Genomic DNA, 14,609 nt, shown 5'->3' on the forward strand with positions numbered 1-14,609 from the left:
GTAAATCAAAATTTTCACAGAATTAAATATAAAGTTCTTAAAATAGTCAAATTTTTTCTTTGGTTATTTTAATATTGATAAAATTGTGATATTTGAAGGTTTTCAAATTTTGTATTAAAAGCCCAATTTTGGCTATTTTTTTAAATTTTATCTCCGAATAATTAATAAAAAATAAATTTCAATTACATTTATAAGTGAGTTTAAAATTTGGTGGTATTAATGAGGATATGATTGAAGTAAAAGAGAGTTTTTCTGATTTTTAATTAATATCCAAATAGATTATCCAATAACATTCAAAAAATAATCTGAATTAATTTATATGGCAATTGCAAGATTTAAAGCACTTGAGTTAGCTCAATCTCGCCCGACGGTAGCAGTGAAAATACCGACAGAGAAAGTAACAGACTATTATGGAAGCAATACTTTTAATGATGAAGTGATGCGTTCTTTGTTGAGTCCAGAAGCTTATCTGAAAATTACAAACGCGATTGAAGATGGTAAGAAAATTGATAGAGAAGCTGCCGACGAGGTAGCCGCTGCAATGAAATCTTGGGCTTTATCGAAAGGGGTAACACACTATACTCACTGGTTTCAACCTCTGACAGGTACTACTGCTGAAAAGCACGATGCTTTTTTTGATATTACAGGTAAGGGTAAAGCTGTAGAAAAATTCAAGGGGTCGGCATTGGTTCAACAAGAGCCTGATGCATCTTCTTTCCCTAATGGTGGAATTCGCTCTACTTTTGAGGCCCGTGGTTATACCGCTTGGGATCCTTCTTCTCCTGCATTCATCATGGAAAACGTAGCAGGTACTGCTACTTTATGTATTCCATCAGTATTTGTTTCTTATACTGGCGAGGCACTAGACTATAAAACACCTTTGTTGAAATCAGGTGAATTGATTGATAAGGCAGCTACTAAAGTAATGAATGAATACTTCAATCGTGAGGTTTCAAAAGTAACAGCTTCGGTAGGTGTTGAACAAGAATACTTTTTGGTGGATGAAGCATTGTATAATGCTCGTCCAGATTTAATGATGTCTGGTAGAACTGTTTTCGGACACTCGCCAGCGAAAGGGCAACAGTTGGAAGACCATTACTTTGGCTCTATTCCTTCAAGAGTAAATGCCTTCATGGTAGATTTTGAACTTGAAGCTTTGAAACTAGGTATGCCAGTGCGTACACGTCACAACGAAGTAGCACCTGCACAGTTTGAAGTTGCTCCGACTTTTGAAGAAGCAAACTTGGCTTGTGACCATAATGCTCTTTTGATGGACTTAATGAATAAAGTAGCCGCAAAACATAAAATGCGTGTACTTTTCCATGAAAAACCATTTGCAGGCATCAACGGTTCTGGTAAACACAATAACTGGTCGTTGGCTACTGATACAGGTGTAAACCTTTTAGGACCATCTACTAAGCCAAAAGAAAATCTTCGTTTCCTTACTTTCTTTGTAAATACGATTAAGGCAGTTCACGATTATGCCGATTTGTTGCGTGCCTCTATCGCAACAGCGGGTAACGAACACCGTTTAGGTGCAAATGAAGCACCGCCAGCCATCGTTTCTATTTTTATTGGTACAGAAATGACGCGTGTATTGAATGATTTAGAAAATCTTTCTGAAATGCACGATATTAAATTAGAAAAAGGCGATAACGTTTATTTAAGACTAGGTATCAATAAAATTCCAGCCCTTCTGTTGGATAATACTGATAGAAACAGAACTTCTCCTTTTGCTTTTACAGGGAATAAATTTGAATTCAGAGCCGTTGGTTCATCTGCCAATTCGGCAGCCCCAATGACGATTTTGAACACGATTGTGGCTAACCAATTATTCCAATTCAGAGAAGAAGTAGACGTATACCTCGAAAAAGGTATCAAGAAAGAATTAGCGATTGTTGAAGTATTGAAAAAGTATGTAAAACAATCAAGAAAGATTCTTTTTGAAGGAAACGGATATTCAGAAGAGTGGACACAAGAGGCTGAAAAAAGAGGATTGTCTAATCTAAAGACAACGCCCGAAGCGTTATTGAAATACTTAGATAAGTCTGCAGCAGACTTGTTTTCTAAGCATGGTATCTTCAATGAGATTGAAATGCATGCTCGCTACGAAATAGAAGTTGAAAATTATATCAAGAAAATCCAGATTGAATCGAGAGTAGTAGGCGATTTAGCCATTAACCACATCGTTTCAACTTCTTTGAAATACCAAACACAATTGGTTGATAATGTTCGTGGACAAAAAGAAATCGGTATCGACCCACAATATTATGCTCCGACGATTGAAATCATCAAGAAAATATCTATCTATACTTCTAAAATCAATAACTTGGTTGATGAGATGACTGAGGCTAGAAAAGAAGCCAATAATGTAGAAGATACTGCTGAGAGAGCTAGACTTTATAGTACTAAAGTGAAGAATTATTTTGAAGAAATTCGTTACTGCGTAGATAAATTAGAGCTTATCGTTGACGACGACGAATGGCCTTTACCAAAATACAGAGAGTTGTTACTTATCAGATAAGTGAATATAAAGCCTGAAAATGCCCACAACACTTTTGTGTTAGTGGGCATTTTTGCTATCTTTGACACATAAATTAATCTATTGTAATATGTCATTAAAATCAAATCCGGGACTTGACCCAAAAGAAATTGAACAGTTAAAAAAGGAATGCAAGGAAGCAGGAAAAAAGTTTGTTTACTTTGAAGACGAACTGAATGACGAACCTGATAACGTTGAAGAATTTGTTCACGTTCAGTTTGTTGGTGAATACAATGGACAAGAAGCAATTTTTGATGCCGTTATTTATTCTTTGCGTTTGCACTATAATAGTATCGTTTACGAAACAGCCGAACGCCAAGCAATGAAATCATTTCCTTTGTATGTGCCTGTTGAAAATCGTGATGAGACGTATACTGCCAATGAAGCAATGGATGAGGAAGTAGAATTGTTCATCACCGAATTGATTGAAGAAATAGAAGAAAATGAAGAAATTAAGCTTTCTGAACACTTAGAGATTGATGAAGATTTTGAATTTGGAATCGGTCTTGAGGTATGTTTGAACGTAGAAGAAGTAAATGATAGAGTGGTAACTAAATTTGTTGATGATTATTTATCAGGCAACTTCAAATTAGACCCAACTTTATATTCTTTTAAAACAGAAGCAGAAGACTAAGTAAGTGTTGTGAGCGGTCCGACGCCGCGGTGATGGGTAATTTGTTGAATTTTAAAGTATTAATCACTCATTCACTCATTCATTAAATCGCTCAATTACTTAACAAATATAAATGTTTAACGCTGTACCCATTTGGTTGAAGGCAATGATTAATGTTGCTGGGTTTCTTTTGTTTTTTATTTTCTTTGCTGGGCTTGGTAGAATTTTATTTGCCTACTTATTAGCAAATATTTATGGGATTAGCTTAAACCAACTGTATGAACTGAGTAGTCAGCCAAAGCATCATGATAAACTATTGTTGCAAGAATTAGGCGGAGTAATCGTTGAAATATTGGCAGTTTGGCTTTTTCCAGTACTCTTAGGAAATAAACTTACCTTTAAACAGTTCGGTCTCGACTGGAGAGGAAAAACAAAAGATTTTGCCAGTGGATGCTTGTTAGGCATTATTTTAATTACTGCGGGATTTATAATCATGAAAATTATGGGATTTGTTCAAGTAGTTAAGCTTGAGTTTCATCCCATAATCTTCATGTCATACATCATCTTTTTTGTATGTGTTGCCATTTCAGAGGAACTCATGGCTCGTGGGTATGTACTAAGTACCTTAATGAAAGGCATGAATAAATACGTGGCCCTCAGCACGTCTGCATTAATCTTTTCAGGGTTACATCTGATGAACAATCATATTGCCCTCGTTCCGCTATTCAATCTGGTTTTGGCGGGTTATTTACTCGGCATATATTTCATCTTTCACAAAAACTTGATGTTTCCTATTGGACTACATTTTACTTGGAATTTCTTTCAAGGAGCCGTTTTTGGCTTTGAAGTATCAGGACATAATATACAAGGCGTTATCACCCAAAATGTAATGGGTAATATCCTATGGACTGGTGGAGAATTTGGCTTTGAAGGCTCAATAATCGCTGTTCCAGTAGTAATGGCTGGTATCTTATTTATTTACTTTTGTTATAGCAAAAAATCTTCTTTGGAAAAAGAATCACTTTCTAAGCTTCAGGAAGACTAATTACATGAATATATTTTACGAACCCAATATCAAGCAAACCCATTTATTGAACGAAGAGGAGTCTCGTCATGCTATCAGAGTTTTACGCCTTACGGTGGGAAGTAAAATCTATGTAGTGGATGGCAACGGAGGATTCTATACTTGTGATATAAAGGTGGCACATGAAAAAAAATGTGAAGTACGGATTTTGGAAGAGCAACAAAATTACGAGCATCAGGATTTTTACATTCATTTGATAATTGCCCCTACCAAAAATATGGATAGGATAGAGTGGATGGTAGAAAAATGTGTAGAAATGGGGATTCATGAAATTTCTTTTATCCAAAGTCGTTATTCTGAACGGAAGGAAATTAAGATAGCAAGGGTTGAAAAAATAGCTATTGGAGCAATGAAACAATCGCTAAAAGCATTTCTGCCCAAGATTAATGAGATGATTAGCTGGAAAGCGTTTTTACAAAAAGAGATTGCTGAAGACCAAAAAATGATTGCTCACTTAGAAGAAGGTGATAGGAAATTGATTCAGGAGTTGGCAACCAAAAAAGGGAATTATGCTGTCATGATAGGGCCAGAAGGCGACTTTACTCCCGAAGAAATACAGCAAGCCTTGGCAAAAGGATTTAAGCCAGTTACGCTAGGCAAAAGCAGGTTAAGAACTGAAACGGCTGGATTGGCAGCCTGTTTTGCTTTAAATTTAATTAATCAATAGTAAACCAAGCAAACAAAAATGAAGAATACCGCTAAAAGCATTTCCTATATTTTGCTGTTGACTTTTTTGTTGGTTGTTAATCATCAAAGCTTTGCTCAGTATTCGTTTAAAATTGCTAAAATGAAATATGGGGGCGGGGGCGATTGGTATTGTAACAAAACGTCTTTGTCAAACCTTATTAAATTTTGCAATAGTAATCTTAGAACCAACATTGCTCCAGAAGAGGATATCGTAGAGCCATCAAGTCCTGAATTGTTTACTTATCCATTTGTGCATTTAACAGGACACGGCAATGTAGTTTTTAGCGAAGCTGATGTTATAAACCTTAGAAAATATTTAGTAGGTGGAGGATTTTTACACATTGATGACAACTATGGGCTGGATAAATTCATTAGAAGAGAAATGAAAAAGGTTTTTCCAGAACTAAGTTTTGTTGAATTGCCATTTAACCATCCTATTTATAGTCAGAAATTCAAATTCCCGAATGGCTTACCTAAAATACACGAACATGATAACAAGCCTCCGCAAGGTTTCGGCTTGATTTATGAGGGACGATTGGTCTGTTATTATACGTACGAGTGCGATTTGGGCAATGGCTGGGAAGACCAAAGTGTGTATAATGACCCCGAAGGTATCAGGATGAAAGCCTTGCAAATGGGGGCAAATCTCCTTTCATACTCGCTAACATCGTTTTAAACCTTGCAAATGTCAGAATATGAAAATATTTAAACCTTTTCACCAAACATTCGGTAACTTTGTTGAAGGTTTAGTGTTATTCTTTTAATGAGAAATAACTAAGGACTTTCTTTTTAATGCTCAATCACAGAACAAATTAAAATAACAAAATATAATCATGCAATTGGTATTGCCCGCTTTCATCTTTCATTGGTATTTATCTTTATTTAGTCAAACGTTTTTCTTACATCGTTATTCAGCACACAAGATGTTTACGATGAATAAATTTTGGGAGAAGTTTTTCTATTTCCTTACTTATGTTTCTCAGGGTTCATCTTATTTAAGTCCACGTGCCTACGCAATTTTACACCGTATGCACCATGCTTTTAGCGATACCGAAAAAGACCCACACTCACCACATTTTTCAGATAATGTGTTTGCTATGATGTGGAAGACAAAAGATATTTACAACGCTTTGTTGAATAATCAATCTAAAATTGAGGAGCGTTTTGACCACAATTATCCATTTTCAAGAACGATTGAAAAAGTGGGAGATCACTGGATGTCAAGGATAGGCTGGGGCGTTGCTTACGTATTGATGTACGTAATAGCCTTTGTTTATTTTGATATGCACTGGGCATTTTTCTTTTTGTTACCAATCCACTTTTTAATGGGACCTGTCCATGGTGCTATTGTAAACTGGTCTGGTCATAAATATGGCTATCAAAACCATGATAATAAGGACAAATCAAGAAATTCATTAGTATTTGATTTCCTAATGATGGGCGAGTTATTCCAAAATAACCACCATAAATTGCCAAATAGTATGAATTTTGCTTCAAAATGGTATGAATTTGACCCTACTTATCCAATGATTAAACTATTAATCTGGCTAAGAATTATCAAACCAAACTTGAGCAAACCAGCTAATGCTGAGTTTTAGGTGATTCGTATTTGTTATTATCCTGTCCTTACTTTTCTTGTCTTGATACAAGAAAAGTAACAAAAGAAAATCAAGAATTCCTAAACTCGCTTCGCTCAAACAGTAGGAATTCAAGGGTCATTAATCAAAAAAAGCGGTCAAAATTAGTTTTTGACCGCTTTTTTTGATTCTAAAATTTGGAATAACTCATGTTTGAATGATTTGGATTAGTAATTATAGTTCGGCTAGAAACGTAATATTAGTAGAAGTATCCTGTTAAATCCTGTCAGCGCCATCGAGGAAAAATATCTCGACTTAATTATGCTATTATTTAAGGGTATGTTTAACTCACATGGTTTTAGATAAATTGGATATTTAGAAATATATGCATAGTTTTAGAAACGGGACTAAAACCACCATACAACAAACAACTAAATAACTAAACTTACAAAAATGAAATTTTCTGAGGGCGTACAAAAAGCAATTCCGTTTGGCTATCTGTTCCTGATAGTATTGGGCATATTTAAAGAAGGGGTAATGTTTTATCAAGTTGGGATAAATATTTTAAAATATTCAACCATTACCGACATACTAATAAGTCCGATAGTCGATTTAGCTTCCTTTCCAATTATATTAATTTTATTATTAATGCTTATAGCCTTTTCATATTATTTCCCAGCTTACCTATCAAAAAAAAGGGATAAAGAGTGGGTGAAAAGATTATCGGGATTAAAAGGTAAGGGGGAATTAGATAATGAAAGACTTGAGAACCATTTTACCAACCTTTTTGTAAAATTTATGGCATTAACGCTATTTTCATTCTTCGTTGGAATAGGTTTGGGAAAAGGATTAGGCTTATCAAGAAGAATAAAGGAAGATGTACTTGAATATAAAACTACCCTTAATTTTAGCAGTGGTGAAGCAGAGCAAGTTTACCTAATAAATTCAAATAGTTTGTATTACTTTTATTTGAAAAAAGGTAATAAAAATATAAAAATAGCTCCTATTGGTGCGATAAAGAGTGTTGAACTACCAACTAGTAAGGAGTTTAAATAAGAAAGGAACGTTATGAAAATATTTATCACTAGGGAGGGACTTAAGTCCCTCCCTAGTGATAAATACACAGCAATCTACCTACAATTTTCTATCAATTTCAAAGGCTTCCAAGTAATCAGATACTCTTTTTACAAATTGTCCACCTAATGAACCATCCACAATTCTATGGTCATAAGAATGAGAAATAAACATCTTTTGACGAATACCTAACAAATCACCTTGTGGCGTTTCAATCACAGCAGGTTTTTTCTGAATAGCTCCAAACGCCATAATGGCTACTTGTGGCTGAACAATAATAGGCGTACCCATGATGTTTCCGAAAGTACCAATGTTCGAGAAAGTATAAGTGCCACCCTCTAAATCCTCAGGTTTAAGCTTATTTTCTCTTGCTCTTTTTGTTAAATCATTAATTTTCTTGGTCAGACCAATTAAATTATAAGAATCGGCATTATGGATAACTGGCACAATTAAATTACCATTAGGCAACGCAACTGCCATTCCTACATTGATATTCTTTTTATAAATAATTCTGTCCCCATCTACCGACGCATTAATTTGAGGAAAGTCCTTGATAGCCTTAACGATAGCTTCTAACAAAATAGGCGTATAAGTAATGTTTTCGCCATATTGCTTTTTGAAAGAATCTTTGATATTGTTTCTCCAGATGGCTACATTCGTCATATCTGTTTCTACGAAAGATGTAACGTGAGGAGCAACCCTTTTAGAATCCACCATTCTTTCAGCAATCATTTTACGCATCCTGTCCATCTGAATAATTTCATCATTGCCAGATATGAAAACAGGAGAAGCGTTTGAAACTACTTTTTCAGGAGCTTTGGCTTGTGGTGTTGCCTTAGTCGTTTTACGTTGTTCTAAATAACTAAGAATATCGTGTTTTGTTACTCTTTGGTCTGCACCCGTCCCTACAATGGCATCGAGCTCGCTCTTAGAAATGTTTTCTTCTTTTGAAATACTCAATACCAAAGGAGAGTAGAATCTTGACCCATTATTAGAGGAAACGACAGCCTCTTGTGTAATTGGGTCAAGATTAATGCCTGTCAATATTTTTATTTCTTCAATTTCTTGTGCTAGTTGCTCCGAAATTACTTCTGCTTTTGTATTGTCTTTAACCTCTTCCTCTTCGGTGTTGATAATACAAATTGGCTTGCCAATTTCAGCGATTTCACCCTCTTGAACCAAAATCTCCGTTAAAATGCCTGATTGAGAGCAAGGTACTTCAGTATCAATTTTATCAGTAGCTACTTCCAATAAATACTCATCGGCATCAATTTTCTCGCCTACACTTTTAAGCCACTTCAAAATAGTAGCCTCCATGATACTTTCGCCCATTTTGGGCATAATTACTTCGATTAAAGCCATGTTGTTCTTAATAAATTCAGAATGTTGATTGCTGTAAGATGAATGTTTTGTTCGCGAAACCCACCCAATTGCAATTTTTTTGTGATTGTTTTACTTTCGGTAGCGATGGCAATCCAGATAGTACCTACAGGCTTGTCAGGTGTTCCGCCATCTGGTCCAGCAATTCCGCTCGTTGCTAATCCAAAAGTTGTATTACATAATTTGCGAATATTTTCTGACATTTCGATAACTGTTTCCTCTGAAACTGCCCCGAATTGTGCTAAAGTCTCAGGTTTTACGCCCAACTGATTAATTTTAACACTATTGTCGTAAGAGAGTATTCCTCCCATAAAATACGCTGAAGAGCCAGCCACTTTGGTGAATTGATGCCCCAAATATCCGCCAGTACAACTTTCTGCTACTGAAACAGTCAGACCTTTTTCTTTCAATAAACGCCCAATTGCCTCTTCTAGTTCTTCGTTGCCATAACCATATACATAACTTTGAATAGTAGGTAGTACTTTCTCAAATTCCTCTTCTACTTGTTTTTCTAGCAAAGAAATGTCTTCTCCAAAGCCCGTCAGACGGAGCTTTACACTGCCCATTGAAGGCAAATAGGCCAGTCTGATGTGCGGAGGCAAGGCATCTTCCCAAGCGTCAATCATTTCGGCTAACAAAGATTCTCCAATACCTACTGTACGAATTACTTTATGGAAAATAACAGGCGTTTTAAAGTACGCTTGAATTTTTGGTAATAATGTCAGCGTCATTAACCCTTTCATTTCATAAGGCACCCCTGGCATAGAGATATATACTACACCGTTTTGTTCAAACCACATACCAGGTGCTGTTCCCATGGTATTTTTGATATAGTTAGCATTGGCAGGTAATTCTGCTTGACCAAGGTTTAAGCCTGTTACTTCTCGTCCTCTTTTTCTGAAAAACTCTTGTAAATCTGTTAATGCTTCTGGATGTACTTCAAGGGTAGTGTTAAAATATTTACAAAATGTCTTTTTGGTAATATCATCTTTGGTAGGTCCTAAGCCTCCTGTTACAATTACTAAATCTGCTCGTTGGGTGGCTTCATTAAAGATTTGTAAAATAGCCTCCTCTGTGTCACCTACCGAAGATTTCCTGACAGTGCGAATGCCTATTTTATCAAGTTCAGCACTAATCCATTGTGTATTAGTATCAGTAATTTGTCCATACAATATCTCGTCACCAATAGTAATTATCTCTGCTCGAATCATTTTTATTTTTACCTTTTAGCTAAAGGCTTAGTCCTAATTGATTATTTTTGTTCAAAATTACACAAATTCAAGTGTTTTGGCGTTTAAATGACGATGACTTTACATAAAAATTTGTCAGTTTTTAATATTGTTAAATCTTGAAATTAAAAAAAATGAAAAGAATATTCTTAGGCCTATCCTTAATGTTTTCAGTGAGTAGCTGTAATTCACAGAATCTTGGAAATATCCTCAAGCAAGCGAATGATGTTTTGAGCAGTACTTCTGGCCCTTTAACCACGGCTGAAATTGGTAAAGGTTTAAAAGAAGCCTTAACCGTAGGTATCAAAAATAGTTCAGCTCAGGCTTCGGCTACAGATGGTTTTCTTGGAAACCAAGCTATTAAACTTTTGTTCCCACCTGAAGCACAAAATGTAGAACAAAAACTTCGTCAGATTGGCTTGGGGGCTCAATGTGATAAGTTTATTACTGCATTGAACAGAGGAGCAGAAAAAGCAGCAGAAAAAGCAGTGCCTATCTTCGTTGATGCCATCACACAAATGACGATACAAGATGCTGTGAGTATTCTAAAAGGAGACAAAGATGCGGCTACCAATTATTTAAAAAGAACTTCTTCGGTAGCATTAACCAATGCGTTTGCTCCTGTGATGGAAGAATCTATTAACTCGACGGGTGCGACAAAATTATACGGAGAAATTGCTACAACGTACAATAAAATTCCATTTGCGAAAAAAGTTAACCCAGATTTGAAACAATATGCAACTCAAAAAGCAATTGATGGGTTATTCCTTTTAGTTGCTCAAGAAGAACTCAAAATCAGAGAAAATCCTGCTGCTCGTGTAACGGATTTATTGAAAAAAGTCTTTGCAAATCAGTAGTATTAGCTATCAGCGCTGAGTTATGAGCTATTAGTTTTTTGGGCTACTTATTTCAAAAAACCATAATATAAAAAAGTACTAATTATTTATAATGAAACATTCTGAAATTAATTTTAAAGTACAATTAGACGACCAGAGTATTCCTGAACAAATACAATGGTCGGCCACAGACAACCCTAATGAAGGTATTGAAGAAACAAAATCTATTTTTGTAGGTGTTTGGGACCACTACCATAAAGGAACTTTAGCGTTACCACTTTGGACAAAAGACATGGACGTTTTAGAAATGAAACGTTTTTATATTGAAATCATCGGAAGTGTAGGAAATACTTTAGTAGATGCTACAGGTGATGAAAAAATGGCTAGTTTAATTGATAACCTTTGTAGAACACTTACTAAAAATCTGCAAGAAGAAATCAAGGCTGCTGAAAAAGGACAATAATTGATTGTTAATGAGTATTAAGTTCTAATCCTTTCTATTAGCAGGTGACTTAAGTCACCTGCTAATAGAAAGGATTTTGAGAATTATCTTATCAAAAGAATCTTTTTAAAAAGATATTATTTCGTTTTTACATCTTGATTTATTAAAAATCCAATAACATAAGAACTGAACAATCTTATTCTCTGAAGAGAGTGAGACGTATAATCGGGTCAAAGATTTAGCAATCATCCAATTTTAACCATGAAAAAAATATTAATGCTCGCTGTTTCCATACTGCTAAGCAATTTATCTTTCGCTCAGAAAGGAACAGCTTTTTTACAGGGAGGTAATCTTAAAACAGTTTTTGATTTAGCCAAAGCCCAAAACAAACCTGTACACTTAGAAGTATATGCACCTACCTGTCATGTTTGTAACGCTTTCAAACCTACTTTTGAAAATGCACAAGTAGGGAATATCTTCAACCAAAACTTTGTAAATTATAAGTTGGATATTACTTCGCCAGAAGGAGCGGCATTTTTGAATAAACAAGGCATTTGGATTCCCTCTACGCCCACACTTTTGTTTTTTGATAAAGACGTAAAGCTACAGCACATTACAGTATTAGGCGAGAATTATAATACTCCTCAAGCATTGATTGAAGCTGCTACGAAGGCAATTGACCCTAAGCAACGTACTAGTAATTATAAAACAAGTTACCGTTCAGGCAATCGTGATGCCAATTTCTTGATTGAATATGGATTTATGACCAGAATTATGCGGGATACGGTGGATAACATCAATGCGATGAATAATTATGCGAAAATCATCCCAGCGTCGCAATACAGCAATAATACCAGCTTTTTATTGTTGCAAAAAGTAATCATGGATGACGACAATGATATTTTTGAATACATGATTAACCATTTAGGCGAATTCAATGCCAAATATGATAAAACCCTAGTAAAACAAACTGCTGAAAACATCATTATGTATTCCTTATACAGTAGTCGCGGAATGCGTTATTCTGTTGCCAAAATCAATCAGGTAAGAGCCAACCTTGCTAAATTAGGCGTGGATAAAAAATCAATTAATGGAAGAGTTTGGAGAGAAGAATCAACGGCCTACTTTCGAGAAGGACAAGTGCCTAAAGCCCTTGCCGTATTAGATAGCTTGGTAGATGCAAAGACAGATAAAAAATCATATAAATTCTTAAGCGACTGGATTAAAGCCAGAAGTGCTGACAAAACAGCTTTAGCCAAAGCAGCCATTTGGGATGCTAAAAGCAAATAATTTTAGAGAAAAATCAATAAAAAAAGCGTCTTGAAACTTAATTTCAAGACGCTTTTTTTGTGTAACAATACATTAGTCCTAAAATAACTGATAGGTTAGCCCAAAACGTACAAACCTTGCAACACATTCGGTAGAGCCACCAACGTAACCAGCCTTATAACTTAAAAAACCATAAGAATAACCTGCATAAATACCCATTTTATTATAATTGGCTGAAACTTGAATTCTTGGTCTAACATCTGTACTAATGGTTTTTCTATCAACATCTGTTGTAAATACTGTTCCGTCAACGGCTGTTGCTTTTCCGCTTTCTTGCATCTTTAAATTTGCTCCAATATCAAAACCACCCGTTAAATCAATAGCTACTTTATTGGTATTAAAGCGATGTCCGAGAGAGGGAAAGATATTGATAAAGTCTGAACTTAAAATCGTTTTACCCGTAGCTTCTAGTTGATAAGTTGAATTTCCTGTATAACCATTGACGGTATTGATGATCACTTTACTTCTTAGGCTTTCATAGCCAAGGTCGAGCCCAAGAATAAAATTCCTTTTAGTGATTCTCTTTAAATTCCCTGAAAAACCATAAGAAATAGCTGACTTAGCACCAAATGGATTGTTGGTATGCCCACTTTGATTGTCATCATTGTAACTTATATATGAAACAGCATTGGCAGCTTTGCCAGAGAAAGAAAAAAGACCAGAATTTAATGCAAAATGTAGTTCTGTTTTCTGTGCAAAAGCACTTGTGAAAGCAATACATGTAAAAAAGGAGAGTAGATACTTTTTCATAAGATGGTTTAGTATTTTGAAAGATTAGCAACTGAGCTTTTAACGGCACAAAAGAAATAAAATTGGCAGATTAATCAAAGTTAAATGATTTGTGAAAAGTCAATATTTCGGTTTGAGTAGCTGTAACCCTTGCGGTTACCGTTTTAACTTACTTGACACGAGAATATTCGTTGGGCTTATGATTTATTTTATAGTTATTTCGACTGGAAGCCTTTTAATAGTCATCACTCGCATGGATGCGAGCGATTGCATTTGCGACATCTTGCCATTTTTTCTTGAAAAAGTCTTATGTTAGGTATTTTTTTCACTAAGTTTATGCCATAAAACAATCAAGCATTAAGAATATACGATTTGTTGTAAAATAGAATGGCACAAAATTATACTTTTAAAGATAAGTCGAAGCTTGAATTATTAAGGTTTCTGGAGGCTTATCAGATGGCGATAAATGAAAGTGTTATTTGCTCCGTAACTGATATAAACGGAATAATTATTTATGTAAATAATAAGTTTTGCGAGGCAAGTAAATACGCAGAAGAAGAATTAATAGGACAAAATCACCGCCTTTTAAAGGCTGATTATCATTCTTCTGTTTTTTTTAGAAAGATGTGGGAAACGATTTCGAGTGGTGAAATGTGGCGTAGCGAAGTAAAAAGTAGGGCTAAAGATGGCTCTTATTTTTGGCAAGATAGCATTATCCTTCCCGTATTTGATGAAAACCATGCCATTATTCAATACTTTTCCATTAGGATTCCTATCGATGAACGTAAGAAAGCAGAGGAGGAAAAGGAGCAACGTATTAAAGATTTAGAAGAGGTGCTTTTTAAGATTTCGCACGAGGTACGCCATCCTGTTACGTTGATGTTGGGGATTTGTAATATGTTTGACGAAGCGATGCTGTCACAGGAAGATATAGGCTCTTTTATCAATGCCATTAAACATGCTGCCGAAAAATTAGATGTTTATACCAGAGAAATAACGGAAGTTGTTAGCAAACTGAGAGATAAGGAAGATGGGCTTTAGGGATAGTTTAATGTTTATGAGTTTAAAGTTTAGGGTTTATGAGTTT

14 protein-coding genes are annotated in these 14,609 nt (G+C 35.2%); 11 read left to right on the forward strand and 3 right to left on the reverse strand.

Annotation, left to right across the window (positions count from 1 at the left end):
- The first annotated feature begins 319 nt into the window (after positions 1-319).
- The 7 genes from AC1RNE_RS01510 to AC1RNE_RS01540 all read left to right on the forward strand — a co-directional run bounded on the left by AC1RNE_RS01510 (position 320) and on the right by AC1RNE_RS01540 (position 7,559).
- Entirely contained in the window at positions 320-2,524 is a 2,205-nt protein-coding gene (locus tag AC1RNE_RS01510) for a glutamine synthetase III family protein (RefSeq protein WP_323247474.1), read from the forward strand.
- An 88-nt stretch (positions 2,525-2,612) separates the two neighbouring features.
- Complete coding sequence (locus AC1RNE_RS01515; protein ID WP_309916729.1) at positions 2,613-3,176, forward strand: hypothetical protein; 564 nt, start codon at positions 2,613-2,615, stop codon at positions 3,174-3,176.
- A 112-nt stretch (positions 3,177-3,288) separates the two neighbouring features.
- Positions 3,289-4,200, forward strand: a complete 912-nt coding sequence (locus tag AC1RNE_RS01520; RefSeq protein WP_492799295.1) for a CPBP family intramembrane glutamic endopeptidase — start codon at positions 3,289-3,291, stop codon at positions 4,198-4,200.
- Between the two features lie 4 nt (positions 4,201-4,204).
- On the forward strand, positions 4,205-4,906 hold the full coding sequence (locus tag AC1RNE_RS01525) for a 16S rRNA (uracil(1498)-N(3))-methyltransferase (RefSeq protein ID WP_492799296.1): 702 nt from the start codon (positions 4,205-4,207) through the stop codon (positions 4,904-4,906).
- Between the two features lie 18 nt (positions 4,907-4,924).
- Positions 4,925-5,602, forward strand: coding sequence for a DUF4159 domain-containing protein (locus tag AC1RNE_RS01530; protein WP_492799297.1), 678 nt, complete (start codon positions 4,925-4,927; stop codon positions 5,600-5,602).
- Between the two features lie 157 nt (positions 5,603-5,759).
- On the forward strand, positions 5,760-6,524 hold the full coding sequence (locus tag AC1RNE_RS01535) for an acyl-CoA desaturase (protein WP_492799298.1): 765 nt from the start codon (positions 5,760-5,762) through the stop codon (positions 6,522-6,524).
- 432 nt (positions 6,525-6,956) lie between these two features.
- Entirely contained in the window at positions 6,957-7,559 is a 603-nt protein-coding gene (locus tag AC1RNE_RS01540) for a hypothetical protein (protein ID WP_492799299.1), read from the forward strand.
- 78 nt (positions 7,560-7,637) lie between these two features.
- Here AC1RNE_RS01540 and AC1RNE_RS01545 read toward each other — a convergent pair whose 3' ends face one another.
- Positions 7,638-8,939 (reverse strand): dihydrolipoamide acetyltransferase family protein, encoded by a 1,302-nt coding sequence (locus AC1RNE_RS01545; RefSeq protein WP_492799300.1) that lies wholly within the window; start codon positions 8,937-8,939, stop codon positions 7,638-7,640.
- The gene (locus AC1RNE_RS01550) at positions 8,930-10,168 is read right to left on the reverse strand and encodes a competence/damage-inducible protein A (protein ID WP_492799301.1); all 1,239 of its coding nucleotides are present in this window, start codon (positions 10,166-10,168) and stop codon (positions 8,930-8,932) included. Before AC1RNE_RS01550 ends, AC1RNE_RS01545 begins: the two co-directional genes overlap by 10 nt.
- A 152-nt stretch (positions 10,169-10,320) precedes the next feature.
- Between AC1RNE_RS01550 and AC1RNE_RS01555 the strand changes: the two genes are divergently transcribed.
- The 3 genes from AC1RNE_RS01555 to AC1RNE_RS01565 all read left to right on the forward strand — a co-directional run bounded on the left by AC1RNE_RS01555 (position 10,321) and on the right by AC1RNE_RS01565 (position 12,754).
- A complete protein-coding gene (locus AC1RNE_RS01555) occupies positions 10,321-11,043 on the forward strand; it encodes a DUF4197 domain-containing protein (RefSeq protein WP_492799302.1) in 723 nt (240 codons plus the stop codon).
- Between the two features lie 91 nt (positions 11,044-11,134).
- Complete coding sequence (gene gldC / locus AC1RNE_RS01560; protein WP_309916701.1) at positions 11,135-11,485, forward strand: gliding motility protein GldC; 351 nt, start codon at positions 11,135-11,137, stop codon at positions 11,483-11,485.
- A gap of 240 nt (positions 11,486-11,725) precedes the next feature.
- On the forward strand, positions 11,726-12,754 hold the full coding sequence (locus AC1RNE_RS01565; RefSeq protein ID WP_492799303.1) for a DUF255 domain-containing protein: 1,029 nt from the start codon (positions 11,726-11,728) through the stop codon (positions 12,752-12,754).
- A 78-nt stretch (positions 12,755-12,832) separates the two neighbouring features.
- On the opposite strand, the gene AC1RNE_RS01570 is transcribed toward AC1RNE_RS01565, so the two are convergent.
- Complete coding sequence (locus AC1RNE_RS01570; RefSeq protein WP_492799304.1) at positions 12,833-13,543, reverse strand: hypothetical protein; 711 nt, start codon at positions 13,541-13,543, stop codon at positions 12,833-12,835.
- 366 nt (positions 13,544-13,909) lie between these two features.
- Here AC1RNE_RS01570 and AC1RNE_RS01575 point away from each other — a divergent pair, with 366 nt between their 5' ends.
- Positions 13,910-14,563, forward strand: coding sequence for a PAS domain-containing protein (locus AC1RNE_RS01575; RefSeq protein WP_492799305.1), 654 nt, complete (start codon positions 13,910-13,912; stop codon positions 14,561-14,563).
- Positions 14,564-14,609 lie beyond the last annotated feature (46 nt).

The sequence above is a fragment of the Arcicella sp. GW822-FHT02H01 genome, from assembly GCF_058802005.1.

Bases quoted from the DNA above. Each gene is read 5' to 3' on its own strand.
- AC1RNE_RS01545 (WP_492799300.1), bottom strand. From the start codon at position 8,939: ATGGCTTTAATCGAAGTAATTATGCCCAAAATGGGCGAAAGTATCATG.
- AC1RNE_RS01520 (WP_492799295.1), top strand. From the start codon at position 3,289: ATGTTTAACGCTGTACCCATTTGGTTGAAGGCAATGATTAATGTTGCT.
- AC1RNE_RS01565 (WP_492799303.1), top strand. From the start codon at position 11,726: ATGAAAAAAATATTAATGCTCGCTGTTTCCATACTGCTAAGCAATTTA.
- AC1RNE_RS01535 (WP_492799298.1), top strand. From the start codon at position 5,760: ATGCAATTGGTATTGCCCGCTTTCATCTTTCATTGGTATTTATCTTTA.
- AC1RNE_RS01570 (WP_492799304.1), bottom strand. From the start codon at position 13,543: ATGAAAAAGTATCTACTCTCCTTTTTTACATGTATTGCTTTCACAAGT.
- AC1RNE_RS01540 (WP_492799299.1), top strand. From the start codon at position 6,957: ATGAAATTTTCTGAGGGCGTACAAAAAGCAATTCCGTTTGGCTATCTG.
- AC1RNE_RS01555 (WP_492799302.1), top strand. From the start codon at position 10,321: ATGAAAAGAATATTCTTAGGCCTATCCTTAATGTTTTCAGTGAGTAGC.
- AC1RNE_RS01510 (WP_323247474.1), top strand. From the start codon at position 320: ATGGCAATTGCAAGATTTAAAGCACTTGAGTTAGCTCAATCTCGCCCG.
- AC1RNE_RS01575 (WP_492799305.1), top strand. From the start codon at position 13,910: ATGGCACAAAATTATACTTTTAAAGATAAGTCGAAGCTTGAATTATTA.
- AC1RNE_RS01525 (WP_492799296.1), top strand. From the start codon at position 4,205: ATGAATATATTTTACGAACCCAATATCAAGCAAACCCATTTATTGAAC.
- gldC (WP_309916701.1), top strand. From the start codon at position 11,135: ATGAAACATTCTGAAATTAATTTTAAAGTACAATTAGACGACCAGAGT.
- AC1RNE_RS01515 (WP_309916729.1), top strand. From the start codon at position 2,613: ATGTCATTAAAATCAAATCCGGGACTTGACCCAAAAGAAATTGAACAG.
- AC1RNE_RS01550 (WP_492799301.1), bottom strand. From the start codon at position 10,168: ATGATTCGAGCAGAGATAATTACTATTGGTGACGAGATATTGTATGGA.
- AC1RNE_RS01530 (WP_492799297.1), top strand. From the start codon at position 4,925: ATGAAGAATACCGCTAAAAGCATTTCCTATATTTTGCTGTTGACTTTT.